The 25,463-nt window shown below is 60.5% G+C and carries 21 protein-coding genes, 1 tRNA gene and 1 pseudogene; 13 read left to right on the top strand and 10 right to left on the bottom strand.

What is annotated here, in order from left to right:
* Positions 1-16: 16 nt before the first annotated feature.
* The 4 genes from D3P04_RS03095 to gltX all read right to left on the bottom strand — a co-directional run bounded on the left by D3P04_RS03095 (position 17) and on the right by gltX (position 5,589).
* A complete protein-coding gene (locus D3P04_RS03095; protein ID WP_119745861.1) occupies positions 17-676 on the bottom strand; it encodes an HAD family hydrolase in 660 nt (219 codons plus the stop codon).
* Positions 673-3,033 (bottom strand): aldehyde dehydrogenase family protein, encoded by a 2,361-nt coding sequence (locus D3P04_RS03100; protein WP_119745863.1) that lies wholly within the window; start codon positions 3,031-3,033, stop codon positions 673-675. The genes D3P04_RS03095 and D3P04_RS03100 overlap by 4 nt, the downstream gene beginning before the upstream one ends.
* A gap of 11 nt (positions 3,034-3,044) precedes the next feature.
* On the bottom strand, positions 3,045-3,974 hold the full coding sequence (deoC, locus tag D3P04_RS03105) for a deoxyribose-phosphate aldolase (protein ID WP_232844885.1): 930 nt from the start codon (positions 3,972-3,974) through the stop codon (positions 3,045-3,047).
* A 292-nt stretch (positions 3,975-4,266) separates the two neighbouring features.
* Positions 4,267-5,589, bottom strand: a complete 1,323-nt coding sequence (gene gltX, locus D3P04_RS03110; RefSeq protein ID WP_119745866.1) for a glutamate--tRNA ligase — start codon at positions 5,587-5,589, stop codon at positions 4,267-4,269.
* Positions 5,590-5,668: 79 nt separating this feature from the next.
* Here gltX and D3P04_RS03115 point away from each other — a divergent pair, with 79 nt between their 5' ends.
* Positions 5,669-6,076, top strand: a complete 408-nt coding sequence (locus D3P04_RS03115) for a metallopeptidase family protein (RefSeq protein WP_119745868.1) — start codon at positions 5,669-5,671, stop codon at positions 6,074-6,076.
* Entirely contained in the window at positions 6,073-7,023 is a 951-nt protein-coding gene (locus D3P04_RS03120) for a 1-phosphofructokinase family hexose kinase (protein ID WP_119745870.1), read from the top strand. The genes D3P04_RS03115 and D3P04_RS03120 overlap by 4 nt, the downstream gene beginning before the upstream one ends.
* 160 nt (positions 7,024-7,183) lie before the next feature.
* On the opposite strand, the gene D3P04_RS03125 is transcribed toward D3P04_RS03120, so the two are convergent.
* Positions 7,184-7,268: transfer RNA gene (locus tag D3P04_RS03125), tRNA-Leu, on the bottom strand.
* Positions 7,269-7,499: 231 nt separating this feature from the next.
* Here D3P04_RS03125 and D3P04_RS03130 point away from each other — a divergent pair.
* The 8 genes from D3P04_RS03130 (at position 7,500) to queG (ending at position 18,995) form a co-directional block, all read left to right on the top strand.
* Positions 7,500-8,486: a complex I NDUFA9 subunit family protein gene (locus D3P04_RS03130; protein WP_119745872.1), complete on the top strand. Its 987-nt coding sequence runs from the start codon at positions 7,500-7,502 to the stop codon at positions 8,484-8,486.
* Positions 8,486-9,289, top strand: coding sequence for an undecaprenyl-diphosphate phosphatase (locus tag D3P04_RS03135; protein ID WP_119745874.1), 804 nt, complete (start codon positions 8,486-8,488; stop codon positions 9,287-9,289). Before D3P04_RS03130 ends, D3P04_RS03135 begins: the two co-directional genes overlap by 1 nt.
* A gap of 153 nt (positions 9,290-9,442) precedes the next feature.
* The gene (locus D3P04_RS03140; RefSeq protein WP_119745876.1) at positions 9,443-10,879 is read left to right on the top strand and encodes an NAD(P)-dependent oxidoreductase; all 1,437 of its coding nucleotides are present in this window, start codon (positions 9,443-9,445) and stop codon (positions 10,877-10,879) included.
* Between the two features lie 28 nt (positions 10,880-10,907).
* Complete coding sequence (locus D3P04_RS03145; protein WP_147391874.1) at positions 10,908-11,636, top strand: hypothetical protein; 729 nt, start codon at positions 10,908-10,910, stop codon at positions 11,634-11,636.
* 121 nt (positions 11,637-11,757) lie between these two features.
* On the top strand, positions 11,758-16,293 hold the full coding sequence (gltB, locus tag D3P04_RS03150) for a glutamate synthase large subunit (RefSeq protein WP_119745880.1): 4,536 nt from the start codon (positions 11,758-11,760) through the stop codon (positions 16,291-16,293).
* A gap of 120 nt (positions 16,294-16,413) precedes the next feature.
* A complete protein-coding gene (mtgA, locus tag D3P04_RS03155) occupies positions 16,414-17,127 on the top strand; it encodes a monofunctional biosynthetic peptidoglycan transglycosylase (protein WP_408634349.1) in 714 nt (237 codons plus the stop codon).
* Between the two features lie 79 nt (positions 17,128-17,206).
* The gene (gene fzlA, locus D3P04_RS03160; RefSeq protein ID WP_119745884.1) at positions 17,207-17,893 is read left to right on the top strand and encodes an FtsZ-binding protein FzlA; all 687 of its coding nucleotides are present in this window, start codon (positions 17,207-17,209) and stop codon (positions 17,891-17,893) included.
* Positions 17,894-17,969: 76 nt separating this feature from the next.
* Positions 17,970-18,995 (top strand): tRNA epoxyqueuosine(34) reductase QueG, encoded by a 1,026-nt coding sequence (queG, locus tag D3P04_RS03165; RefSeq protein ID WP_232844887.1) that lies wholly within the window; start codon positions 17,970-17,972, stop codon positions 18,993-18,995.
* On the opposite strand, the gene D3P04_RS03170 is transcribed toward queG, so the two are convergent.
* Entirely contained in the window at positions 18,970-20,628 is a 1,659-nt protein-coding gene (locus tag D3P04_RS03170) for an NAD+ synthase (protein WP_119745888.1), read from the bottom strand. The two genes, queG and D3P04_RS03170, sit on opposite strands and share 26 nt — an antisense overlap.
* Before the next feature lie 143 nt (positions 20,629-20,771).
* On the opposite strand from D3P04_RS03170, the gene D3P04_RS03175 reads away from it, so the two are divergent.
* The 3 genes and pseudogenes from D3P04_RS03175 (at position 20,772) to D3P04_RS03190 (ending at position 23,497) form a co-directional block, all read left to right on the top strand.
* Complete coding sequence (locus D3P04_RS03175; RefSeq protein ID WP_119746493.1) at positions 20,772-22,244, top strand: MORN repeat-containing protein; 1,473 nt, start codon at positions 20,772-20,774, stop codon at positions 22,242-22,244.
* 681 nt (positions 22,245-22,925) lie between these two features.
* Positions 22,926-23,054, top strand: a pseudogene (locus D3P04_RS23915) (IS630 family transposase); the annotation flags it as partial.
* 170 nt (positions 23,055-23,224) lie between these two features.
* Positions 23,225-23,497 (top strand): hypothetical protein, encoded by a 273-nt coding sequence (locus D3P04_RS03190; protein WP_232844869.1) that lies wholly within the window; start codon positions 23,225-23,227, stop codon positions 23,495-23,497.
* 326 nt (positions 23,498-23,823) lie between these two features.
* Here D3P04_RS03190 and D3P04_RS03195 read toward each other — a convergent pair whose 3' ends face one another.
* The 4 genes from D3P04_RS03195 to D3P04_RS03210 all read right to left on the bottom strand — a co-directional run bounded on the left by D3P04_RS03195 (position 23,824) and on the right by D3P04_RS03210 (position 25,328).
* Positions 23,824-24,081 (bottom strand): hypothetical protein, encoded by a 258-nt coding sequence (locus D3P04_RS03195; protein ID WP_119745892.1) that lies wholly within the window; start codon positions 24,079-24,081, stop codon positions 23,824-23,826.
* A gap of 9 nt (positions 24,082-24,090) precedes the next feature.
* On the bottom strand, positions 24,091-24,708 hold the full coding sequence (locus D3P04_RS03200; RefSeq protein ID WP_119745894.1) for an SOS response-associated peptidase: 618 nt from the start codon (positions 24,706-24,708) through the stop codon (positions 24,091-24,093).
* A gap of 3 nt (positions 24,709-24,711) precedes the next feature.
* The gene (locus D3P04_RS03205; RefSeq protein WP_147391875.1) at positions 24,712-24,960 is read right to left on the bottom strand and encodes a hypothetical protein; all 249 of its coding nucleotides are present in this window, start codon (positions 24,958-24,960) and stop codon (positions 24,712-24,714) included.
* A 65-nt stretch (positions 24,961-25,025) separates the two neighbouring features.
* Positions 25,026-25,328 carry a hypothetical protein gene (locus tag D3P04_RS03210; RefSeq protein WP_119745898.1) on the bottom strand — a complete coding sequence of 101 codons (303 nt, stop codon included), beginning with the start codon at positions 25,326-25,328 and terminating at the stop codon, positions 25,026-25,028.
* Between the last annotated feature and the right edge of the window lie 135 nt (positions 25,329-25,463).

The raw sequence follows: 25,463 nt of genomic DNA on the forward strand, positions 1-25,463 counted from the left end.
CGTGTCGGGGGAATTCTCAGGCGGCGCGTTTCCAATCTGCGAGCCTGCCGGGAAGCAGTTCCATATGCGTGATGACATCGATTGCCCCGGCGTCGCGCAGGCGCGCGGCATGTGTCGGCCAGGTATGACGCCCGCCAGTGAAACCCAGCGCCTGCATTCCGGCCCGTCGTGCTGCGGTGACACCTGCCGCACTGTCCTCGATGACAAGGCAATCCCCAGGATCCGCGCCCAATTGCGATGCCGCCAGAAGAAAGACATCCGGTGCAGGTTTTCCGCGGGCAACCTGCTCGGCGGAATAGATATGAGGGCCGAAGAAATCGCTTAACCCGCAGACCTCCAGCGAAAGCTTCAGTTTCGTGACGCCAGATGACGACGCGACCGCGCGCGGAAGATCAAGCTTTTGCAGGGCATCGGTGATGCCCCTGACCGGCTTGAGCTCCGTCCGCAGTCTTTCAAGCAGGATTTCATCGGCCTGTTGCAGAAGATCCGAGGGCCAGGGTTGCCCGCGCTCTTCGGCCAGTTCGGCCCAGATGGCGTGTTTCGGCCTGCCGATGAAGCGGTGGATGATGTCTTCGGTGGTGATCTGGTGTCCGGCCGTTCGCATCAGCCGGGCATCGGTTTCGCAGGACAGGATTTCACTGTCCACAAGTACGCCGTCGCAGTCAAAGATAATCATTCGCCGTATGGAACCCATATGTTTTTCACTTGTGTCGCATGTTCCAGAAACACGCGGCCCTGACCTTCGGCGCTCATCCAGTCGCGGGCCGCGCCGTCCTCGACCCATGTCTGCTTCAGGTTTCCGGCGCTTTCCGTTTCGACCATACGGCCTCCGTCCGAGGTGCCGAAATACCACATTGCCGCGACTTCGTCATGCTGTGCCAATGTTTTGGTCAAATCGTCGCGCGGACCGGTGACGATATTGACCACGCCTCCGGGAATATCCGAGGTTTCCAGCACCTGATAGAAATCCGTTGCGGCCAACGGATGGGTCTGGCTGGGAACCGCCACAACACTGTTGCCCATCGCAATCGCCGGAAGCACCGTCGAAACGAAGCCCAGCAAGGGAAATGCCAGCGGGCAGGCGATGCCGATCACGCCCAGCGGTTCCTTCATCGCCAGCGTGACATGGGCGCTTTTGGTCTGATGCACGGCACCGTCGAACTTGTCGGCCTGCGCGGCATACCAGAAACAGCGACGGATGGCGGTTTCGACCTCTTCCGCCGCCGCGTTCTTGCCTGCGCCGAAGCTGCGCAATCGCTCTTCGAATTCAGGGCCGCGGGCGGAAAGGTTTTCGGCGATGTAGTACAGGATCTGCGCCCGGTTATGCCCGGTGGCCTTACCCCATCCGGCGGCTTTATGTGCTGCCTCGACCGCGTTGCGGATATCCTTGCGGTTGCCCAGACCGGTCAGCCCGACCGGTCCCCGGGCCCCCTGGACGGTATAGGAATAGCCGCTGTCGGGCCGGGCCTGCTTGCCGCCGATATACAGTTTGGCAGTGCGGTCGATCCCCTGCGTCTGGCCGCGGGCATAAGGCGTCGCATCGGGGGCAGGCGGGGCGGTTTCGGGTTTCTTCGCGCGGGGCGCGGAACGGGTGAGATAGGCGCTCATGCCTTCGCGCCCGCCCTCGCGCCCGAAACCGCTTTCGCGATAACCGCCGAAACCCGCTCCGGCGTCGAAAACATTCGTGCAGTTGATCCAGATCACCCCAGCCTTGATCTTCGAGGCGATGTCGAGGCAGAGGTTCACATTCTCGGACCAGACCGAGGCAGCCAGTCCGTAGCGGGTGTTATTCGCCAGTGACAGCGCGTCCACTGGCGTGCGGAAAGGTGTCAGCGTGACGACCGGGCCGAATATCTCTTCGGTCGCCAACACGCTGGCCGGTTCCACGCCGGTTGCCAGTGTGGGCGGATAGAAACACCCATCGGGGGCCTGACCCTGATGCAGCACCGCACCCTGCGCGACGCCTTGCCCGACCAGATCGCGGATGCGATCAAGCTGGACCGGGTGAACGATGGCACCGATATCCGTGGATTTGTCCAGCGGATCGCCCACGCGCAGGGTCGCCATGCGTGCCGTCAGCAAAGTTTCGAACCGTTCGGCCACCGCTTCGGCGACCAGTATCCGCGCTCCGGCACAGCAGACCTGCCCCTGATTGAACCAGATCGCATCGACGACCCCTTCGACCGCGGCGTCAAGATCGGCGTCGGCAAAGACCACGAAGGGCGATTTGCCACCCAGTTCCAGCGTCAGCGATTTTCCCGATCCGGCGGTCTGGCGACGGATGATCCTCCCCACCTCGGTCGAGCCGGTGAAGGCGACCTTGTCGATGCCCTCATGCCCGGTGATGGCGCTGCCGGTCTCGCCGTCCCCGGTCACGATGTTCAGCACGCCCTTGGGCAATCCGCATTCGGCGGCGATCTCGGTAAAGGCAAGCGCGGTCAATGGCGTGTATTCGGCTGGTTTCAGCACCACGGTATTTCCTGCCGCAAGCGCCGGTGCGATCTTCCATGCCAGCATCAGCAGCGGGAAGTTCCACGGGATCACCTGACCGCAAACGCCGACGGGCTCCGCGCCGGGGAACTCATCCGCGATCAGTTCGGCCCAGCCCGCATGATGATAGAGATGTCTGGCGACAAGCGGAATATCGATGTCGCGGCTTTCCCGGATAGGCTTGCCGTTGTCGAGGCTTTCCAGCACGGCAAGGAAACGGGAATGCTGCTGGATATGGCGTGCGAGCGCATAGAGATATCTCGCCCGCTCATGCCCGGAAAGCGCCGCCCATTTCGGCTGTGCCTTGCGCGCTGCCGCCACAGCCGCATTCACATCTGCAGCTGTGCCCTGCGTGACCTTGGCAAGCGCTTTGCCGGTGGCGGGATTATTGACGGTGAAGGTCTTGCCCGGTTTCGTGAACGCGCCATTGATGAAATGGCCGAAACCAGCGGAATGGCGGTCCAGCCAATCGCCGGCGATGCTGCTGTCTTCGGGGGAGGGGCCGTAATCCATGCTGCTCAGAATATCCGTGATCGTGGTCATGTCCCGCTCCTTCAGGCAATTGCGTGACGGGAAGAGGACGCGTAGCGCCCGGTGACGTGGTGTTCCAGTTGCCGCTCGATATCGCCCAGCATCGAAGAGGCTCCGAAACGGAACAGATCAGGGTTAAGCCACTCCCGGCCCAGTTCCTCTTTCATCAGGATTTGCCATGTGATCGCCTCTTTGGCGGATTTCATGCCGCCTGCGGGTTTGAACCCGATCCTGTGACCCGTGACCGCGCCGTAATCGCGCAGCGCCCGGATCATCACCAGACTGACGGGCAGGGTGGCGTTGACGCTTTCCTTGCCTGTAGAGGTTTTGATGAAATCCGCGCCGGCCTGCATCGCCACCATCGAAGCGGCATAGGTATTGCGCAGCGTTTGCAGATCGCCGGTGGCGAGAATGGCTTTCAGATGCGCTGGCCCGCAGGCTTCGCGCATGGCGCAAATCTCATCGTAAAGCGCCTGCCAGTTCGCCGTCAGAACATGCTCGCGGGTAATGACGATATCGATTTCATCCGCGCCCTCGGCCACGGCATAACGGATTTCCTCCAGCCGCAGGTTCAGCGGCATCAATCCGGCGGGAAAGCCCGTCGCGACCGAGGCGACCGGAATGCCCGAACCGTCAAGCGCGCGGACCGCATGCCCCACCATGGTCGGATAAACGCAGGCCGCGCCGGTGGTCAGGGACATATCGCCCAGCCCCAGCCCTTCCTTGATATGCGGGGCAAGCGGGTTGCGGGCCTTGGCGCAAAGACGGCGGACGCGGGCCGCCGTATCGTCTCCTGCCAGGGTGGTCAGATCGATGCAGCGCAGGGCGTTGACCAGCCATGCCGCCTGATACGCCTTTTTCACCGAGCGCCGCGCAGCAAGTGTCGCGGTCCGTCGCTCGGCGGCAGAGCGGTTGACGGCGTGGCTTTCGAACATCTCAGGCGTCAGGGCCATCCCGGGATTGCGTTCATGTCCGGCCCCGGTCCGGGCCGGGACGGGGTGGGTCTTGCCCTGCTCGGGCGCTTTCACATCAACGGTCATGTGTATGCTCCAATACGCAAATGCGGTGCATCAGCCTCGACGAGATCACTGACGGAGCATTTGCGCAAGGCCTCAACGGTTCATTGCCCGATGATCAGGCGGCGGCTGCCAGGACATGGGCCTGCTTGGCCTGCTTGGTTTCTTGGGGTTTGCACGGCAGCAGGTAGCCGCTGCGGAAAGCCGCCGTGCAGCTATGCTTGCGCCGCTATTCCCGTGCCCTGACGACCTGCAGAAGCGGCATCAGCTCGGACATGTCCGGCCCGTGCGCCTGGCCCGTGACCGCCTTGCGCAATGGCATGAACAGACCCTTGCCCTTGCGCCCGGTTGCCTCTTTGACCTCTGCGGTCCATTCGCCCCAGGAACTGTCGGAATAGGGCGGAGGAGGCAGAAGTTTCATTGCCTCGCCGATGAAATCGGCATCCTCGGCATCGATCATCGGCTCCGCGCCCTCGTGGCAGATACGCCACCAGCCGTTCAGATCGTCCAGCGTGGTGATGTTCTGCGAGGCGACGCGCCAGAAACGCTCGGCCTGATCCGAGGGAACGCCAAGTTCGGCGATGCGGTCGCGGACGGAATCGAAGGGCAGGGACTGGTTGTACTCGCGCGTCAAAGGCCACAGGTCTTCGGCGTCGAATTTGGTGGGGGAGGCGCCGAAATGCGACAGGTCGAATTCTGCCGCCAGATCGTCAAGCGATGTCAGCCCGACCGGCTGGCCCGATCCCAGCCGTGCCATCAGCGAAATCAATGCTTCGGGCGCGATCCCGGCATCGCGCAGATCCCTTAGGGAAAGCGCGCCGATCCGTTTGGACAGTTCCTCGCCTTTCGCGCCGGTCAGCAGGCTGTGATGGGCGAATGAGGGCGGCGTGCCGCCGATGGCGCGGATGATCTGGATCTGGGTGGCTGTGTTGGTCACGTGATCCGCGCCGCGCACGACATGGGTCACGCCCATATCGGTATCGTCCACGCTGCTGGCGAAAGTATAAAGCACCTGCCCATCCGCGCGGATCAGCACCGGATCGCTGACCGAGGCTGCATCGATCGAAATATCGCCCAGGATCCCGTCATTCCATTCGATCCGCTCGTGGTCCAGCCGGAAACGCCAGTAACCCGCGCGCCCCTCGGCCCGCAGCTTGTCCTTCTCCGCATCGGTAAGGTTCAGCCCGCTCCGGTCATAGACTGGCGGCTTGCCCATGTTCAGTTGCTTCTTGCGCTTCAGGTCCAGCTCGGTCGGCGTCTCGAACACCTCGTAAAGATGCCCCGAGGCGCGAAGCTGATCGGCGGTCTCGGCGTAGCGGTCCAGCCGCAGCGATTGCCGCTCGACCCGGTCCCAGTGCATACCCAGCCATTCCAGATCGCGCATGATACCATCGACATATTCCTGCTTCGAGCGCTCCTGATCGGTATCGTCCAATCGCAGAATGAACGTGCCGCCCGCTTTCCGGGCGATCAGATAGTTGAACAGCGCGGCGCGCAGATTGCCGACATGGATGTGGCCGGTAGGTGACGGGGCGAAGCGGGTGGTGGTCATCAGATGTCTCCTGTTGAGGGACGCTCTTTCACAGGCGGGCTTTTTTGTCCATATCTGCGTTGGCAGCAAGGAGTGACCAATGGGCGATTGCGAAGGGCTGAAGGCCCCTGATGCGGCGGCGATAGAGGCCATGGCGCGCGAGGTTCTGGCGGAATTGCCTGCGGAGTTTGCGGGCCACGCGCAGAATGTTGCGATACGTGTGGCGGAATTCGCCACCGAAGAGATGCTGGACGAATTGCAGATGGACGATCCGTTCGAATTGACGGGGCTGTATGACGGCATCCCGATGACCGAGAAATCGGTATCGGACCAGCCCGGTGGGCCGGATGTGGTCTGGCTGTTCCGCCGGCCGATCCTTGATGAATGGGCGGCGCGCGGGAATGTGACTCTGGGCGAATTGGTGGGTCATGTGATGACGCATGAGCTGGCGCATCATTTCGGCTGGTCCGATGCGGATATCGCGCGGATCGACAGGTGGTGGGAATGAATCAGCTTCCGATCCTGACGGTCACGCTGAATCCGGCGCTTGATCTTTCGACCGTGGCTGACGAGGTTCGCCCCGATCAGAAGCTGCGCTGCGACAAGCCGATAGCCGATCCGGGCGGCGGCGGGATCAATGTCAGCCGGGCGATCAAGATCATGGGCGGGCAATCCACGGCGATGGTTGCGCTTGGCGGGGCGACGGGAACGCGGATCGCCGAGATGCTGAAGGCCGACGGGCTGTCGGTGATCCGCCTGACCGCGCCGGGCGAGACGCGGCAGTCCCTTGCGGTCAGGGATCGCGCGACGGGCAGCCAGTATCGTTTCGTCATGCCGGGTCCGGAATGGCACAAGGCGCATGTGTCGGACATGATGCAGGCAATCGGCGAGGCCGCGCGGGCAGGCGGCTGGGTCGTCGTATCAGGTTCGAACCCCCCGGGTGTGGCGCCGGGTTTCGAGCAGATGCTGACCGTGCGGTTGAAAGGCGGCAATGCACGTCTGTTGGTCGACACCTCCGGAGATGCGCTGCTTGCGCTTGCAGGTTCGTCGACGCCGGTCGATGTGCTGCGCATGGATAGCTATGAGGCCGAGGGGCTGGCCGGGCGCTCCCTGCCGCTGCGCAGTGACAGCGCGGCATTTGCCGCCGGTCTGGTGCAGGACGGGGCGGCGAAATCGGTGATCGTGGCACGCGGGGCTGATGGCTCGGTCATTGCCGGTGCCGATGGAGCATGGCATGCCGAGGCGGCTAGGGTGCCGGTCGTCAGTGCAGTCGGGGCGGGCGACAGTTTCGTCGCCGGTTTCGTGCTTGCCATATCCCGGCTACAATCGGTTGAGGAGGCCCTGGCGCTTGGTGCTGCCGCTGCATCCGCGGCGGTCATGACGCCGGCGACCGAGCTGTGCCATGCGGAACAGGTGGAGCGGCTTTATGCCGGAAGAGTGGTGACGAAACTGTGAGGCCGCAGAGAACCAAGGCCGTTCCGGTTAAAATGGCGACGCGTTAGCGCCAGATGAGGCGCGAGGTTTTCCGGGGGTAATAATCCGGCGTGTTCCAGGACTTGTCACCGATAGATAAAGAATAAGCCCGCGCGATCCAATCGGGTCGCGCGGGCTTATTTGGTGCCCAGGAGAGGACTCGAACCTCCACGCCTTGCGGCACACGGACCTGAACCGTGCGCGTCTACCAGTTCCGCCACCTGGGCAGGTGGTGTGAGCGGGGTAACTATAACCAGTCGTGGGGACCGTCAATGGGAAGTTTGAAAAAAAATCGCCGATTGCCGGCAGAGGGGCGCGCATGGTCCGGCCGGGGCTATCGGAGTGGATTTTACACGAATATTTGCGGCTTTCCGCCGCGGAGAACGGGCAGGCGGCTTGTCGAGTGGCCCGACCTTCAGTATTGAAGCCCAAGACGCGGACGAAGGAGGCAAAGGCCCATGGCGAAACTTGTCACGATCTTCGGCGGCTCGGGGTTTCTGGGGCGTCAGGTGGCACGGCAGATGGCCGCGCGCGGCTGGCGCGTACGGATCGCCGTGCGCCGCCCCAACGAGGCATTGTTCACGCGCACCTATGGCGCGGTCGGACAGGTCGTGCCGGTTCTGTGCAACATTCGCGACGAGGCGTCCGTCCGCGCCGCCATGACCGAAGCAGATGCGGTCGTGAATTGCGTCAACATCCTGTCGCGGCAGGGGAAAAGCACCTTCAAGACCGTATTTGAAGATGGCAGCCAGCATATCGCCCGTCTCTCGAAAGAGATGGGGGTTCCGCAGATCGTGCATGTCTCGGGGCTGGGCGTCGATGCCAATTCCGTCAGTGAATATATCGCCTCCAAGGCACGGGGCGAGGCTTCGGTGCTCGAGCATCGACCGGACGCCGTGGTGCTGCGGCCCTCGGTGATCTTCGGTTCCGGAGATGCTTTCTACAATCGTCTTGCCAGCCTCGCGCGATTCGGTCCGATGATGCCGGTTGTGGGCGCAAATACCCGGTTGCAGCCGGTGCATGTGGATGACGTGGCGACCGCTGCCGTCATGGCCGCTGAAGGCAAGGCAGAGCCGGGCATTTATGAACTGGGCGGGCCCGATATTCTGACCCTGCGCGAAATCGCCAGACAGATACTGGAGGTCATCTACCGCCGCCGGCTGGTGGTGAATGTGCCCTTCTGGCTGGCACGGATTGGTTCGGCTGTGCTGAATGTCGCGCAAATGGTCACAGGCGGGCTGTTCACGAATAACATCATGAACCGTGATCAGCTGGCATTGCTGCAGCGTGATAATGTTGTCAGCGATAGTGCCAGAGGATTTGCAGAACTGGGCATTGATCCAATTTCACCTGCGGCGGTAATCGAGGAATATCTGTGGCGCTTCCGTCCGTCGGGAGAGTATGACGATATCAAGCGTTCGGCCAAGAATCTTCGTACTCTCTGATGGAAAGCAATAGCATTGTTGCCGTCGTCCTTGGGATTCTCGAAGGGCTGACCGAATTCATTCCGGTTTCATCGACCGGCCATGTTCTGTTGGCCGGGCATTTCCTTGACTTCGATTCTCCCGGCCGGGCATTCGAGGTCGTGATTCAGCTTGGGGCCGTTCTGGCTGTGCTGACTGTGTATGCGGCACGTCTTTGGGGCATCTTCTCGGCCGCGCCGCGCGATCCGGAATCCCGCCGTTTCATTTTCGCGGTGCTGCTGGCATTCCTGCCCGCCGTCGTGATCGGCGTGCTTGCGCATGACATCATCAAGCGGGTGCTGTTCGAGTCGCCGACATTGATCGCGGTGATGCTGGTCCTTGGCGGGATCGTGATTCTTTACGTGGATCGCTGGGCAAGGAACCCGACCTATCACCGTGCTGAGGATTTCCCCCTGGGGATGGCGTTGAAAATCGGGTTCATTCAATGTCTGGCGATGATTCCCGGTGTTTCCCGTTCGGGGGCGACGATCGTCGGCGCCCTGCTTCTGGGGGCGGACAAGAGATCGGCGGCAGAGTTTTCATTCTTCCTGTCGATGCCCACAATGCTGGGGGCGTTCGCCTATGATCTTTACAAGAATCTGGATGTTCTGGATGCCGGGGCGATGGGGAATATCGTCATCGGCTTTGTCTGTGCGATGATTACGGCGATCATCGTCGTTCGCTGGCTGCTCGATTATGTCTCAAAGCAGGGATACGCGCTTTTCGGTTGGTGGCGAATCATTGTCGGCAGTGTTGTTTTGCTCGCTCTTGCGGCAGGTATGTAAGTATAGTTGACCTAAATTTGGGATTTGGTTGCGATAAAAAACTTCGCGAACGTAAAAAATCTATATTTAAGTCAGTATTGCTGACTTTTTATTCGCTGCGCCTTGGTTTATTCCGGCGACGGGAGTTCCTGTCACTTGGAAGGTTGCGCAGCAATGGCCACGCAGAAGATGTTGAAATTCGTTTCCACCCCGCGCGAGATGCCGGAGAAACGCAGCGCGCAAGAGCGCAGCGAGGATTTCAACGAAATTTACCGCGAATTTGCTGAACAGAAGGCTGCCGAGCAGGCCGGTCGCTGCAGCCAATGCGGCGTGCCTTACTGCCAGACGCATTGTCCTTTGCACAACAATATCCCGGACTGGTTGCGCCTGACCGCCGAAGGGCGGCTTGAAGAGGCGTATCGGGTCAGTCAATCGACCAACACTTTCCCCGAAATCTGCGGCCGGATCTGTCCGCAAGATCGCCTGTGCGAAGGCAATTGCGTGATCGAACAATCGGGCCACGGCACCGTCACGATCGGCGCGGTCGAGAAATACATCACCGATACCGCATGGGAAAACGGCTGGGTGCAGCCGACCGCTCCGAAACAGGAACGGGCTGAAAGCATCGGGATTATTGGTGCCGGACCGGGGGGGCAGGCGGCGGCAGATTCATTGCGCCGTATGGGTTTTCAGGTGACGATCTACGACCGCTATGACCGCCCCGGCGGATTGCTGACCTACGGCATCCCCGGTTTCAAGCTGGAAAAAGATATCGTCATGCGCCGCAGCAAATTGCTGGAAGATGGCGGCGTCGAATATGTGCTGAACTGCAATGTCGGCGAAGATATCAGCTTCGACGCGATCCGGGGCAAGCACGACGCGGTGCTGATCGCGACGGGTGTCTACAAGACCCGCGATCTGGATATTGACAATGCCGACGCGGGCGGCGTCGTGCGCGCGATCGACTATCTGACCGCCTCGAACAAGGTCGATTTCGGCGATGATGTCCCCGATTTCAACGATGGCGAGTTGAACGCGAAAGGAAAAAGGGTCGTCGTTATTGGTGGTGGTGACACTGCAATGGATTGTGTGCGCACGGCGATCCGTCAGGGCGCGCAATCGGTCAAATGCCTGTATCGCCGCGACCGCGCGAATATGCCCGGCTCGCAGCGCGAGGTGCAGAATGCCGAAGAGGAGGGCGTTGAATTCGTATGGCTGTCCGCCCCCGGAGCATTCGCGGCGCAGGGCACGGTCGACACCGTCCGGGTGCGGAAGATGCGTCTGGGGGCCCCCGATGTCAGTGGCCGTCAATCGCCCGAGCTGATCGAGGGCGCGGATTACGATGAACCCGCCGAGCTGGTCATCAAGGCGCTGGGGTTCGAGCCCGAGGATCTTCCCCGCCTGTGGGGCGTCGAAGGGCTGGAAGTGACCCGCTGGGGCACGATCAAGGCAGAGTTTCAAACGCATCAGACCTCGATCCCGGGGGTTTATGCCGTCGGCGATATCGTGCGCGGGGCAAGCCTTGTGGTCTGGGCGATTCGCGACGGCCGCGAGGCCGCCGAGGCAATTGCGGATTTCCTGACGGGCGAAGCACGTGTCGCCGCAGAGTGAGAGTGTAGAGATGAAACCCGATGCTTCGATGAAATTGACAACAGGACGGGCAGCATTCCTGTCGCTTGTCGTGATGACTGCGGGATGGGTGTTTCCGGTGCATGCCGGGAATTACACCCCGCCGGAAGGCTGCAAGCTGGAAGTCACGGTTCAGAATCGGGGATGCACCGTCTCGCAGATCTTCCGTTGCGAGCAGGATCCGCAGGGCCATCAACGCAGCGCGATTTTTGATGAGAATGGCCTGACCTATCAGTCGCGGATCGATGCCGAGACCCGCTGGATCGAAAGCAACGATCCCGATACCGGCATCGAGGATCTGCTGGTCGAAGAAGCCAAGGACCACGCCAGTTTCAGCACCCTGATCGAAACCGGCCGGGATGATTTCGACTTCTGGACCGAATCCAACACTGGTGAACGGCTTCATCATGTGGGCCATGACGAGTTGACCGGCGAGAAGGTGACAATCGACGGGATCGAGCTTGAAAAAACCCGGTTCAAGCTGACGACAAGCAGTCAGAATGATGAAGTTCTGATCGAGCGCGAGGGCCAGCAGTTCATCAATCGCGCCATGGGCCGTTTCTTCGGCGGTGTCGAGACGATGCGGGACTGGACCGGGCAGCAACAGGAAAGCAACGATTCTCCAGTGATTTTCAGCTTCCCCGGTGAGGATGGTTTCGCGGACACGACCCCGCAATTCGATTGCAGCGAGATGCTGGCGTCGTGGGGCGGACGGAAAGTGTCGGAGCCTTCGTTATGACCTTGCGGTGAAACCCTGACAGCGGCGAATTGCGCTTCTGCCTTTCAACAGCGTGATTCCACACCAACATTTATTCGGCTTCCGCATAGACGGATCCCGACTTTCCTCAGAGAGGCCCGAAATGAAAGATTGGCAAGCCAAGGAACAAGCCCGCCGCGACTGGATGGCCGAAAACAGCCTGTATCGCGCGGATGACGAGCATTCCTCCTGCGGAGTTGGCTTCGTGGTCAGCATCGACGGCAAGCCCAGCCGTCAGGTGGTGCAGAACGGAATCGATGCGCTGAAGGCGATCTGGCATCGCGGCGCGGTGGATGCGGATGGCAAGACCGGCGACGGGGCGGGCATCCATGTACAGATCCCGGTGCCCTTCTTTTATGATCAGATTCGCCGTACCGGTCACGAACCCGACCGCGAAAAGCTGATCGCCGTGGGGCAGGTGTTCCTGCCGCGCACGAATTTCGCCGCGCAGGAAGCTTGCCGGACCATCGTTGAATCCGAGGTCCTGCGGATGGGACATTACATCTATGGCTGGCGGCATGTGCCGGTCGATACCTCGGTCCTTGGCGAAAAGGCCAATGCGACACGCCCCGAGATCGAGCAGATCCTGATCCGCTGTGAGAAGGATATCGATACCGTCCAGTTCGAGCGCGAACTCTACATCATTCGCCGCCGGATCGAGAAGGCTGCCGTGGCCGCGCAGGTCTCGCAGCTGTATTTCTGTTCTCTCTCCTGCCGGTCGATCATCTACAAGGGGATGATGCTGGCCGAGCAGGTGGCGGAATTCTATCCCGACCTGAAGGACGAGCGGTTTGAATCCGCCTTCGCGCTGTACCATCAGCGTTATTCCACCAATACTTTCCCGCAATGGTGGCTTGCGCAACCGTTCCGGATGCTGGCGCATAACGGCGAGATCAACACGCTTAAAGGTAATCTCAACTGGCTGAAAAGCCATGAAATCCGCATGGCTTCCAATGCGTTCGGCGAGATGGCTGAAGATATCAAGCCGATCGTCCCTGCGGGCTCGTCGGACTCGGCCGCGCTTGACGCGGTATTCGAGGTGATGGTCCGCTCGGGTCGCTCTGCGCCGATGACCAAGACGATGCTGGTGCCGGAAAGCTGGTCGAACTCGACGACCGATATGCCGCAGGCATGGGCCGATATGTATGCCTATTGCAATGCGGTGATGGAACCTTGGGACGGCCCTGCCGCATTGGCGATGACCGATGGCCGCTGGGTTTGCGGCGGGCTTGACCGGAACGGGCTGCGCCCGATGCGTTATGTCGTGACCGGGGACGACTTGCTGATCGCCGGGTCCGAGGTCGGCATGGTGCCTGTCGATGAAAGCGCGGTTAAGGAAAAGGGGGCGCTTGGCCCGGGCCAGATGATCGCGGTCGATATGTGGGACGGCAAGCTTTACCGCGATTCCGAGATCAAGGACCGTCTTGCCGCCAGCCAGCCCTTTGGCGAATGGATCGAGAAGGTCGTTGACCTGAACCATATCATGCGCAATCTGCCCGAAGGCACCCATTATCAGGGCGAAGAACTGCGCCGCCGTCAGATCGCCGCCGGCTTCACCATGGAAGATCTGGAACATGTCCTGTCTCCCATGGCCGAGGACGGAAAAGAGGCGCTTGCCTCGATGGGCGATGATACGCCGCCAGCGGTTCTGTCCGGGCAATACCGGCCGCTGAGCCATTTCTTCCGGCAGAACTTCTCTCAGGTCACGAATCCGCCCATCGACAGCTTGCGCGAAACGCGGGTGATGAGTCTCAAGACCCGGTTCGGGAACCTCAAGAACGTGCTGGATGAAAATTCGTCCCAGACCGAGATCCTGATTCTGGAAAGCCCGTTCATCGCCAACGGCGAATATGCCGAGATGTGCCGGATGTTCGGCGAGGCCGTCACGCATATCGACTGCACATTTGCCGATGGTGCGGGACAGGAAGCGCTGGCCCAGGGGCTGGCCCGTATCCGTGCCGAGGCTGAAGATGCGGTTCGCTCGGGCGCCGGGCATCTGGTGCTGACGGATGAGCATCAGGGGCCAGAGCGGATCGGCATGCCGATGATCCTTGCCACCAGTGCGGTGCATAGCTGGCTGACGCGCAAGGGGCTTCGCACCTTCTGCTCCATTAATGTACGCGCTGCCGAATGTGTCGACCCGCATTATTTCGCCGTGCTGATCAGTGCCGGGGCGACGACGGTGAACCCCTATCTCGCGCAGGATTCGATCAGTGACCGGATCGACCGGGGCCTTCTGGAAGGCAGCCTGATCGAGAATATGCGCCGCTACCGGGATGCCATCGATGCGGGGCTTTTGAAGATCATGGCGAAGATGGGGATCTCTGTGCTGTCATCCTATCGCGGTGGGTTGAATTTCGAGGCCGTGGGCCTGTCCCGCGCCATGGTGGCCGAGTATTTCCCCGGTATGCATAGCCGGATCAGCGGGATCGGTCTGTACGGGTTGCAGGACAAGCTGAAGGATATCCACCACAAGGGCTGGCATGCCGAGAATGTCGAGTTGCTGCCGGTTGGCGGTTTTTACAAACTGCGCCGCTCGGGCGAAAAACATGCCTGGGAAGCCCGGACGATGAAGATGCTGCAAATGGCCTGCGACAAGGCGTCCTATGATCTGTGGAAGCAGTTCTCGGCGCAGATGCGGGCCAATCCGCCGATCCATATCCGCGATCTGCTGGATATCAAGCCGCTGGGCAAACCTGTTCCGATCGAAGAGGTCGAAAGCATCACTGCGATTCGCAAGCGTTTCGTGACGCCTGGTATGTCGCTGGGCGCATTGTCGCCCGAGGCGCATATGACGCTGAATATTGCCATGAACCGGATCGGCGCGAAATCGGATTCCGGAGAGGGCGGAGAAGATCCGGAGCACAGCTATCCGATGGCCAATGGCGACAATCGCTCTGCCAAGATCAAGCAGGTTGCCTCGGGCCGTTTCGGGGTAACAGCGGAATATCTGAACGCCTGCGAAGAACTGGAAATCAAGGTTGCTCAGGGGGCGAAACCCGGCGAGGGCGGTCAGCTTCCCGGCATGAAAGTGACGAAGCTGATTGCCCGGCTGCGGCACTCGACGCCGGGAGTGATGCTGATCTCGCCGCCGCCGCATCACGATATCTATAGCATCGAGGATCTGGCGCAGTTGATCTATGATCTCAAGCAGATCAATCCGCGCGCCAAGATCACCGTGAAGCTGGTCGCTTCAAGCGGTGTCGGCACGATTGCGGCAGGCGTGGCCAAGGCCAAGGCCGATGTGATCCTGATCTCGGGCCATAATGGCGGCACCGGCGCCAGCCCCGCGACCTCGATCAAATTCGCGGGCCTGCCATGGGAAATGGGCCTGACCGAGGCGCATCAGGTTCTGGCCATGAACCGCCTGCGCGAACGGGTGACACTGCGCACCGATGGCGGTCTGCGCACCGGGCGCGACATCGTCATGGCCGCAATGATGGGGGCCGAGGAATACGGTATCGGCACTGCCGCCCTGATTGCGATGGGCTGCATCATGGTCCGGCAATGCCAGTCGAATACCTGCCCGGTCGGCGTCTGCACGCAGGACGAGAAGCTGCGGGCGATGTTCACCGGCAGCGCCGACAAGGTGGTGAACCTGATCACTTTCTATGCGCAGGAGGTGCGCGAGATCCTCGCCTCCATTGGCGCACGATCGCTGGATGAGGTGATAGGACGTGCCGATCTGCTGACCCAGGTCAGCCGCGGGGCGGCGCATCTGGACGATCTGGACCTGAATCCGCTGCTGATCACCGTCGATGGCTGGGACAAGATCGTTTATGACCGCTCGAAACCCCGCAATGCAGTGATGGACACGCTGGACGCGGAAATCATCCGCGATGCCGAGCGGTTCTTCTCGGATGGCGAAAAGATGCAATTGTCCTATGCCGTACGCAACACGCTGCGGACAATCGGTACCCGGACATCCAGCATGATCGTGCAGAAATTCGGCATGCGGAACGATCTGCAACCCGATCACCTGACGGTCAGGCTGACCGGAAGCGCCGGGCAATCGCTGGGTGCTTTTGCTGCGCCGGGGCTGAAGCTGGAAGTGTCGGGCGATGCCAATGATTATGTTGGCAAGGGGCTTTCCGGCGGCACCATTACCGTACGCCCGCCGATGATCTCGCCATTGGCAGCCTCTGATAATACGATCATCGGCAATACCGTGCTTTACGGTGCGACCGACGGCTATCTTTTCGCTGCGGGCCGTGCCGGCGAACGCTTTGCCGTCCGCAATAGCGGCGCGAAAGTGGTGATCGAGGGTTGCGGGACCAATGGTTGCGAATACATGACCGGCGGCGTCGCGGTGATCCTTGGATCCATTGGCGCGAATTTCGGCGCCGGGATGACCGGTGGCATGGCCTATCTTTACGATCCCGACAGCATTGCGCGCGACTATATCAACCCGGAATCCCTGGTCATGTGCCCGGTGACGCAGGATCATTGGGAAACCGAGTTGAAGGAACTGATCGAACGGCATCGCAAGGAAACCCTGTCCCGCAAGGCCGACGAGATCCTGCAGAACTGGGAACAAGAGAAGCATAATTTCCTTCAGGTCTGCCCGAAAGAGATGCTGCCGCATCTGGCGCATCCGATTCAGGCGGTTGACGATACGAAATCGATCCCGGCGGAATAATCCGCCTCGATGGTCGCGCTTTCAGGAAACGGCTCCGATCGGGGTCGTTTCCATCATTTTCAATCCTCTAGCTTGACTGCACGCGACATGACGTGACAAAGCCCGGTCATGATCCTTCGGATGTTGCTCAGAACGCCCGCGCATGATGCGCCCGTCCCGGCTGCCAAAGGCAGCCGCTGGCGGCCCATGCGCAGGCTGATGATCTGGTTGCGATGGATTCTGCTGCGATTGTTCCTGCTGATGGCGCTGGTAGTCGGGTTCTTCGGACTGATCAATCCACCGACCACATGGACGATCGTGGCCGATTCCCGCAACCATTCGATCAAGCCGCGCCAATGGACGGATTTCGAGGATATCGCCCCGGTCATGCGCCGCTCGGTCGTGGCGGCGGAGGATGCGAATTTCTGCCGGCACTGGGGGTTCGACATGATCGAGATCCGCCGTGTCATTGCCTCGGGCAGTTCGCGGGGGGCCTCGACGATCAGCCAGCAGACGGCGAAGAACGTCTTTCTGTGGCAGGAGCGCAGCTGGTCGCGCAAGTTTCTGGAAACCGTCCTTACGCCGCTGGTCGAGGCGCTCTGGTCGAAGCAGCGCATTCTTGAGGTCTATCTGAACGTGGCCGAATTCGGGCCGGGAATTTTCGGTATACATGCCGCCGCCCGGGAATATTTCGGAACAACGCCGGACATGCTGACCCCGGTGCAATCCGCCCGGCTGGCGGCAATCCTGCCCGCGCCGAAATTGCGCAGCCCGCAACAGGCCTCGAACCGGTCGCGGGCAATTGCCGATGGCGCCGCCACGATTGCGCGGGACGGGCGCGCGGATTGCTTGTGAGTTGTGGCACCGGTTGCAACGCGAGGCGGGGGATCTTAACAATACAGCGTTGCACAAAGAAGAGATTTCAAGACAGGCGATGAACAGTTCAACCCAGACCACCCGACTATACCACACGATGCTGTCCCCCTTCTGTCGCAAGGTGCGGCTGGTCCTTGCGGAAAAGAAGATCGAAGTGGAACTGGTCGAAGAGCGGTATTGGGAAAATCCGCCCGATCTGAAGCGGCGCAATCCCGCCGGAAAGCTGCCGGTCCTGCGTTATCGTGGTAATATGCTGGCCGAAAGTCAGGCCATCGTTGAATTTATCGACGAAACGGTGCCCAATCCATCCCTGATGCCTAAATCTCCGGCCGAACGGCACGAGGTTCGCAGGCTTTGCGCCTGGTTCGATGACAAGTTCAATGCCGAGGTCACGCGCCCGATCCTTGAAGAGCGGGTCTGGAAGAAAATCACCCGCGCGGGCTATCCCGACAGCCGCGCCGTCAAGGATGGGCTGCGCGCCGTCAAGGAGCATATCGACTATCTGGCCAGCTTGCTTGAGGCGCGCCGCTGGCTTGCGGGTAACAGCCTGACATTGGCGGATTTCACCGCGGCGGCGCATTTCTCTTGTCTGGATTACATTTCGGACGTGGATTGGGACCGGTCCGAGATGGTGCGCGACTGGTATGCGACGATCAAGTCGCGACCGGCTTTCCGCCCGATTCTTGCGGATCAGGTGCCGGGTATTCAACCGGCTCCACATTATGCCGAGCTGGACTTCGGATAGCTCAGGGGGGCGCTGCTCCCCGTTGCCTGCCGGCGATTCCCTCCGGGATATTTCCGTGAAGAAGAAAGCCGACCTGATGGCCGAGGCCCGTGCCGTGGGGTTCTCGGCCATGCGCGTGACGCGGCCCGATGCCGTGCCCGAGATTGCCGGGAGATTGCAGGCTTTCGTTTCGGCCGGGCGACACGGGCAGATGGGATGGATGGCCGAACGCGCCCATTGGCGTGGAAATCCGGCAGCTTTATGGCCCGAGGCGCGCTCGGTCATCATGCTGGCCGAGCTTTACACACCGGATCACGATCCGCTGACAGTGCTGGAACAGCACGAGCGGGCGGCAATCAGCGTTTATGCGCAAGGCAAGGATTACCACGATCTGGTCAAGAAGCGGCTCAAGCGGCTGGGCCGGTGGCTGCTTGAGCAGAATCCCGGAAATGAAATCAAGGTATTCGTGGATACCGCCCCGGTGATGGAGAAGCCGCTGGCACAGGCGGCCGGGCTGGGTTGGCAGGGCAAGCATACCAATCTTTTGTCGCGGGAACTGGGAAGCTGGTTTTTCCTGGGGTCGATATTCACGACGCTTGAATTGCCTGCAGATGAGCCGGAACAGGAGCGATGCGGCTCTTGCCGCGCCTGTCTGGATATCTGCCCGACAGGCGCGTTCCCCGCGCCGTTTCAACTGGATGCGCGGCGCTGCATTTCCTATCTGACGATCGAGCATAAGGGGCCGGTCGATCCGGAATTGCGGCCTTTGATGGGCAACCGTATCTATGGTTGCGACGATTGTCTCGCGGTTTGCCCATGGAACAAGTTCGCGCAGGCCGGAACGGAAATGCGTTATCGCGGCATTGTCGATGCGCCGCCTCTGGAGGAACTGGCGCGGCTGGACGATGCCGGATTCCGCGCGCGCTTTTCGGGCAGTCCGATCAAGCGCATCGGGCGGGACCGCTTCGTGCGGAATGTGCTTTACGCCATCGGGAATTCCGACGCACCGGAATTGATGGCGGTGGCGCAGGGCCTGACGGATGATGCCGACGAAACCGTTGCCGATGCGGCCCGATGGGCGGCCGGGCGACTGATGCCTAGAGCTCGTCCCGCCAACGGTTGACCAATGGATAACGGCGATCCAGCCAGAAGGCCTTGGTCGATATACGCGGGCCGGGGGCGGCCTGATATCGCTTCCATTCGCTGATATACAGAAGCTTTTCGACCTTTTTTACCGTTTCGGCATCGAAACCCTGCTTTACCAGATCGCCCAGCGCGAGATCCTTTTCGACCAGCCCTTCCAGGATCGCGTCCAGCACCTCGTAGGGGGGAAGCGAATCCTCATCCTTCTGATCGAGGCGCAGCTCGGCCGAAGGCGGTTTCGAGATGATTTGCGGCGGGATCACCTCGCCCGCCGGGCCTTTCATCCACGGGCAGTGATTTGCATTGCGCCAGCGGCAGGTTTCGAACACGCGGGTCTTGTACAGATCCTTGATCGGATTATAGCCGCCCGCCATGTCGCCATAGACCGTGGCATAACCCACCGCGACTTCCGACTTGTTGCCGGTGGTCAGCAACATCTCGCCGAACTTGTTCGAGATTGCCATCAGCATCAGGCCGCGCAGGCGGGACTGGATGTTCTCTTCGGTGATGTCGGGGCTGGTGCCCTCCATCAGATGAGAGAGTGCCCCCTCTACAGCATTGCGTGCGCCGTCTATCCTGATGGTTTCCAACCGCGTTCCCAGCCGTCCGGCGCAGTCGGCTGCGTCATCCAGACTGCCCTGCGAGGTGTATTCCGAGGGCAACATGACGCAGCGGGTATTTTCGGGGCCGATCGCGTCGGCGGCAATGGTCGCGACAAGTGCCGAATCGATGCCGCCGGACAGACCCAATACGACCTTGGCGAAGCCGGATTTTTGCAGATATTCGCGCAGACCCAGCATCATGGCGTGGTAGTCCTGCTCCCATATGTCGGGTTGAGGCGCCATCTGGCCCGGCTCGGCGCGCCAGCCCTCTGATGAGCGGGTGAAATTGACATGGGTGATGGCTTCCTCGAAGGCAGGAAGCTGCACGACCTTCTGTCCGCCGGGGTTCAGCACGAAGCTTGCGCCGTCATAGATCTGATCGTCCTGCCCGCCGACCAGATTCACATAGACCAGCGGCAGGCCGGTCTCGATCACGCGCCCGACCATATGGCCCATGCGCAGATCCAGCTTCTCGCGATGATAGGGTGAGCCGTTCGGGACGATTAGCAGCTCGGCCCCGGTTTCCGCCAGCGTTTCGGCGACGTCGGGATACCAGCTATCCTCGCAGATGGGCGAGCCGATCCGGGCCGCGCCGACCGGGTAGGGGCCGCTGATCGGGCCGCTGTCAAACAGGCGCAATTCGTCGAAAAGCTGTTTGTAAGGCAGGTGATGCTTCAGAACCCGGGCAATCAGTTTGCCATCCTTGAAAATCCAATAGGCGTTGTGCAGCTTGTCGCCGTCGCGCCAAGGACCGCCAATGCCGATCGCCGGGCCATCCGTGCAGGCCGCGCCGACTTTCTGGATCGCCTCGACCGCCTGTGCTGTAAATGCCGGTTTCAGCACCAGATCCTGAGTCTGATAGCCGGTGATGAACATCTCGGGCAGCGCCAGCATATCGGCACCCGCGGATTTGGCCGTCTGCCACGCCTCGATGGCGCGGGCGGAGTTGCCGGCAAGGTCGCCTACGGTGGCGTTCAACTGGCCGATGGTCAGGCGGAAGCGGTCGGTCATGGCAATGCCCCTGTTCTCTCGCCCCTGTGATAGGGGATGATGCGGGAAAGGAAAAGTCGGCCTTTGCGCAAGCAGGGCGCTTAGGGTAGACCATGGGGCAAAAGGTCAAGGACGAGGCGATGATGGCGGCAATTCGGGCGTCGATGAAAGCGGGTTTGTTTGCTCTGATGCTGGCAGCGGCAGGCGATGCGGCATTGGCGCAAGAGGTCATCACCAAGGAATATGATGACGGCGGCGTCTACGAAGGCACGTTTCGCAATGGCCGTCAGCATGGGCAGGGCACCTATAGTCTTCCCAACGGCTATCGTTACGAGGGCGATTGGGTGGATGGCGAGATCCTTGGTCAAGGCAAGGCCACCTTTCCCAACGGCTCGGTCTATGAGGGACATTTCGCCGGCAGCAAACCGGATGGTGAAGGGAAGATCACCTATGCCGACGGCAGCACCTATGCGGGAGACTGGACTGCCGGAGAGCCGACCGGCGAGGGCGAGGCGCATTATGCCAATGGCAGTGTCTATACCGGTCAGTTCGTCGACGGGAAGCATCACGGCAAGGGCAAGCTGACGCAGGAAAACGGCTATCGTTACGAAGGCGACTGGAATGACGGCGTCAAGGAGGGGCAGGGCAAGGTCACCTATCCCGACGGTTCGGTTTACGAGGGCGCGATGCTTGCGGGACAGCCTGCCGGACAGGGCAAGCTGACCATGCCCGACGGGATGACCTATGACGGTATCTGGGCGGCCGGGCAGATGTCGGGCAAGGGTGTTCTGGAGCAACCTTCGGGCGACCGTTACGAAGGCGAGATGCGGCAGGGCAAGCGCGAGGGGCATGGCGTGGCGACTTATGCCAACGGCGATGTCTATGATGGCCAGTTCAGGAATGACCGCAGGCATGGGCAGGGGACATTCACCGGCAAGGACGGCTATGTCTATACCGGCCAGTGGGTCGAGGGCCGGATGGAGGGGAAGGGCAAGATCACCTATCCCGACGGTTCGGTCTATGACGGAGGCATGAAGGGGGACCGGCCTCATGGAATGGGCAAGATCACCTATCCCGACGGCTCGAATTATGAGGGCCAATGGGCCGAGGGTGTGATCGCGGGTGACGGCAAGGCGACTTATGCCAATGGTACGGTTTACGAAGGGAGCTTCAAGAACGCCCAGAATGACGGCCAGGGCCGGATGTCCTATCCCGATGGTTATGTCTATACCGGCGCGTGGAAAGACGGGCAGCGGCACGGAGAAGGGCAGGCCACCTATGCCGATGGAACGGTTTATACCGGCGGATTCGTCAATGGGCTGCGCGAGGGGCAGGGCAAGCTGACCACCCCCGATGGATTCGTTTACGACGGCGGCTGGAAAGAAGGCGAGATCCACGGCAAGGGCGTTGCCACCTATTCCAATGGCGACCGTTACGAGGGGAACTTCGTTATCGGCAAGCGTCAGGGTCAGGGGATCATGCGCTACGCAACCGGACAGGTCGCCTCCGGCGAATGGGAGGAAAACCGGCTGGTTGATCCCGACGATGAGGCAGCCACTCCGGAACCCGAACAGCAGGATGGAGCGGCGGAAACTCCGGATTTGCCCGATGAGACCCCGGCTGCCGGGGAAGAGTGATTGGCGGGCCAACATTGGAACACGCCAGATTTCGGATTCCGGAGATCCTGCTGGATATTAACAGAAACGGCCTTGCGCGGTTTCTGTTTTCGGGCGGGTGATGACCGGATTGTCTGCGTTCTCATGTCAGATTCCGCGTCCTGTTTGACCGGAAGCCCTATTGTTGCGTCCCGCGACGGCCGGGAGCGCCGCCCCGGATCGCCGGGATAGCTAGAGCATATCCGGTTATCTGTGCATCGATTTAGGATCCCGTTTGGGCGTATCTGTGATTCAGAATCCATGCTGATGAAGGAGGCCAGCATGGATGACGAAACCTTTTTCGAATGATCTTCGTGAACCTGCGATTGCTGCGATGCAGGCCGGAGAGAGTTGCCGTGCAGTCGGCGCGCGGTTTTCGATGGCGCCATCAAGCGTTGTGAAATGGACACAGCGCGCTGCCCGGCCCGGCTCGGTGCCCCAAGCAGATTGCGGGTATCGCAAGCCGGTTCTTGAGCCACATCGGGACTGGCTGCTCGATCAGGTCCGGCGCTGTCCGGAGTTGACGGGTGAAAGGGCTGCACAGGCGCTGCTGGCTGAGCGCGGTGTGGGACACGGTCTGGTGGTTCCTGCCTGCGGGTCCAGTTTCAAAAAAAGACGCTGGTCGCCAAGGAGCGCGCCCGTATGTGAAGCGGGTTTGCCGACCCGGTGAATGGCGAGATCTTCCGCACCTATGTCGAGAAGGTACTGGCACCCACGCTGAAACCCGGGGACATCATCGTGATGGACAATCCCGGCAGCCATAAAGGCGGTGCTGTGCGAAAAGCGATCCGCACATCAATGAGAGGCTAAAATGAAGCATTTCCGTACCGAAACAGGACCGAAGTCAGCAGGTCAGAATCCTAAGTCATTGATTTTATGGCGCACCCGAGAGGTGCCAAGTAATTGTTATTTATCAGTCAGGTAGTTTGGAAACCGGTAGCCCATTGGCCGTATAAGAATCAATGAGTTACGAACGATTTTGGAAACCAGTCAAGGCGGTTTTCGGTGTTGTGCTTCAGGCCATGTTCGTTCACTACCGCCCCATGAAAGCGACTCACGACGACAAGACATTCACCCTGACCGGACGATACTGGTCAGGAACATTCCCGATCGAGGAACTGCCGGAGCAATTGGCCTTTTACCGCAGTCAGCGAGCAAAGTTCCCCAAGGCGAACGGGGCTTATGACGCGCCGATCGCGGCGCTGGAGAAGCTGGCGAAAGAGATCGGCTCATGAAAAAGCCCGCGCTGGTTCCGGTGCGCGGGCTTAATCGTAAGTGTGAGTGCCTAATGCAGGGAAGATATCGGGTCTACCTGCGTGATCCAATCCGTAAGATTACCTACGTAGCAATGCGCAAAAAATAGCCCGCGCCAGATGAGGGGCCGCGGGCTATGAGATCCATATTCGCTATTCCGCCAGCTTCAACCACGGGAACGGTTGAGTCAATGAAAAAGCCCGCGCCAGAGAGCCAGCGCGGGTCAAGTTTGGACACACGGGCCGCCAAAGCCCGCACACCGGTGACGTACCTCGGACCCTCACTTGCACGCTATCCGTAAGATTACCTACGAAGATGCGGCGTCTTCCACCCACTCTTCCGCGTCGTGGCCATCTCCGGCCGCAACTTCGATGCGAACCGACTGTTTCTTCACCCATGTCGCACGATGCCTGGCCTCATCAATGGCAGCTTCGCGGGTGCTGCGAATGACGTCGCCGCCAGTAATTTCCTCGTCTTCATATTTCGGGCCTGACACCAGCCATTCTGCGGGTTCAGTGCCGCTGGCGCAGACCTCGATGATCAACTCTCTGTCTTTGTCTGCCATTTCGACCTCCTAAACGGGGTTTTCAATCAGCTTCAGAGATCCATCTGGTAGCGGCCTCTGAAGTTCGGCGGCCGATATGCCGCCCATCCAACTGTCCCATTCTTCTTGTTCGGTCAGGATTACCGGCATCGCCTTCGGGTGAACCGCCTTGACCTCGGCATTCGGTTCGCAGGTCAGAAAGGCATAGAGATCATCTGTGGTCTCGCCTTCCTTTACCTTGCGGACACTGGTCCAGTCCCGGACCTCGATGCCGGCGAAGAACATGGGCTTGTCATCAGCATGGGCAAACCACTGATTGCCCATCCCCTTGCCGCGCGGCTCCGCGAAACTGGTCAAAGGGACGAGGCAGCGGTGGTCTTTGCTGAGCCAGCGCCGCCAATGGCCGGATGATAGGTTGCGGACATTGGTGACGCCCGGGTCACGTTCGGTTTTCAGGGCGAATTTTGGAGAGGGCATTCCCCATCGTGCCTTGACCAGTTCGAAGCCGTCGCCATCGTGCCGGATGATTGCCCCAAGCTGATCCGGATAGACCTCGCCGGGCTGAACGTTTCCCGCGCGATCGTCAATCCGATCGAATACCCTGCGCGCCAGTTCCTGCGAGGTCGTATTGCTATAGAGATTGCACATGCTTCACGCCCTCTCGTTGCGCCAGATCCATTTCTCGATCTTCTTGACTGGGCGGCGCACAGTCAATCCGTTGGCCAGTTCTGCCGCAGAGGGCACATGCCAGGTCATGGCGAGATATTCCCGGCTTCGGCAACGGGAACAGGGCCACGGTGGATCGTGCGCTTCGTGGAAGCGGTCGAGAACCTTCACCAGGTCGGATGCCCAGTAGTGCACGCGCCGGCGGCAGCCGCCGCAATACACGGTCATCAGCATCCTGTCCGCCGCACAGTGGTAGACCATGCGATTTCGGAACTTGTTGGAGGACGGGACGGCGGGCATTAGCTTCGGTATGGCGAAGTATAGCTTGGAAATATGGTGCCGTCCGACAGCTTTAGTTCCGGGATGGCTGCAAGAAAATCGACGGCCGGCTTTGGGTGGCGGAAATATAAGGCCACGCATTCACCCAACAGGGGGTTGCGGCCGCCGGAGTGCCACGCATAGTCGCCCCTGCCGATATTCTGGTCCAGCCATTGATACATTTCATCGAGTGGCCGGTGCTTCCCGATCTCGGGGAGCTCCACGATAACGCGGACGGGGAACGCACGATCGTCGATTTTCTTCTGTGGCGTAGAGCGTCTCATACCAGTCTTTCACCTCTTGACGAATCAAGCCTCAATGAGAACATAAAGAGAACATTTGAGTCAACGTTAGGTGGGCCTCACATCTCGAATTATGCGGTCGGAAGGACCTACCTCCGAGCCTGAATGGTCTTGCCT

It is taken from the genome of Paracoccus onubensis, from assembly GCF_003591515.1.
Taxonomy (GTDB): Bacteria; Pseudomonadota; Alphaproteobacteria; order Rhodobacterales; family Rhodobacteraceae; genus Paracoccus; species Paracoccus onubensis.

Bases quoted from the DNA above. Each gene is read 5' to 3' on its own strand.
- D3P04_RS03095 (WP_119745861.1), bottom strand. From the start codon at position 676: ATGATTATCTTTGACTGCGACGGCGTACTTGTGGACAGTGAAATCCTG.
- D3P04_RS03100 (WP_119745863.1), bottom strand. From the start codon at position 3,033: ATGACCACGATCACGGATATTCTGAGCAGCATGGATTACGGCCCCTCC.
- deoC (WP_232844885.1), bottom strand. From the start codon at position 3,974: ATGGCCCTGACGCCTGAGATGTTCGAAAGCCACGCCGTCAACCGCTCT.
- gltX (WP_119745866.1), bottom strand. From the start codon at position 5,589: ATGACCACCACCCGCTTCGCCCCGTCACCTACCGGCCACATCCATGTC.
- D3P04_RS03115 (WP_119745868.1), top strand. From the start codon at position 5,669: ATGGGCGATTGCGAAGGGCTGAAGGCCCCTGATGCGGCGGCGATAGAG.
- D3P04_RS03120 (WP_119745870.1), top strand. From the start codon at position 6,073: ATGAATCAGCTTCCGATCCTGACGGTCACGCTGAATCCGGCGCTTGAT.
- D3P04_RS03130 (WP_119745872.1), top strand. From the start codon at position 7,500: ATGGCGAAACTTGTCACGATCTTCGGCGGCTCGGGGTTTCTGGGGCGT.
- D3P04_RS03135 (WP_119745874.1), top strand. From the start codon at position 8,486: ATGGAAAGCAATAGCATTGTTGCCGTCGTCCTTGGGATTCTCGAAGGG.
- D3P04_RS03140 (WP_119745876.1), top strand. From the start codon at position 9,443: ATGGCCACGCAGAAGATGTTGAAATTCGTTTCCACCCCGCGCGAGATG.
- D3P04_RS03145 (WP_147391874.1), top strand. From the start codon at position 10,908: ATGAAATTGACAACAGGACGGGCAGCATTCCTGTCGCTTGTCGTGATG.
- gltB (WP_119745880.1), top strand. From the start codon at position 11,758: ATGAAAGATTGGCAAGCCAAGGAACAAGCCCGCCGCGACTGGATGGCC.
- mtgA (WP_408634349.1), top strand. From the start codon at position 16,414: ATGTTGCTCAGAACGCCCGCGCATGATGCGCCCGTCCCGGCTGCCAAA.
- fzlA (WP_119745884.1), top strand. From the start codon at position 17,207: ATGAACAGTTCAACCCAGACCACCCGACTATACCACACGATGCTGTCC.
- queG (WP_232844887.1), top strand. From the start codon at position 17,970: ATGGCCGAGGCCCGTGCCGTGGGGTTCTCGGCCATGCGCGTGACGCGG.
- D3P04_RS03170 (WP_119745888.1), bottom strand. From the start codon at position 20,628: ATGACCGACCGCTTCCGCCTGACCATCGGCCAGTTGAACGCCACCGTA.
- D3P04_RS03175 (WP_119746493.1), top strand. From the start codon at position 20,772: ATGAAAGCGGGTTTGTTTGCTCTGATGCTGGCAGCGGCAGGCGATGCG.
- D3P04_RS03190 (WP_232844869.1), top strand. From the start codon at position 23,225: ATGAGTTACGAACGATTTTGGAAACCAGTCAAGGCGGTTTTCGGTGTT.
- D3P04_RS03195 (WP_119745892.1), bottom strand. From the start codon at position 24,081: ATGGCAGACAAAGACAGAGAGTTGATCATCGAGGTCTGCGCCAGCGGC.
- D3P04_RS03200 (WP_119745894.1), bottom strand. From the start codon at position 24,708: ATGTGCAATCTCTATAGCAATACGACCTCGCAGGAACTGGCGCGCAGG.
- D3P04_RS03205 (WP_147391875.1), bottom strand. From the start codon at position 24,960: ATGCTGATGACCGTGTATTGCGGCGGCTGCCGCCGGCGCGTGCACTAC.
- D3P04_RS03210 (WP_119745898.1), bottom strand. From the start codon at position 25,328: ATGAGACGCTCTACGCCACAGAAGAAAATCGACGATCGTGCGTTCCCC.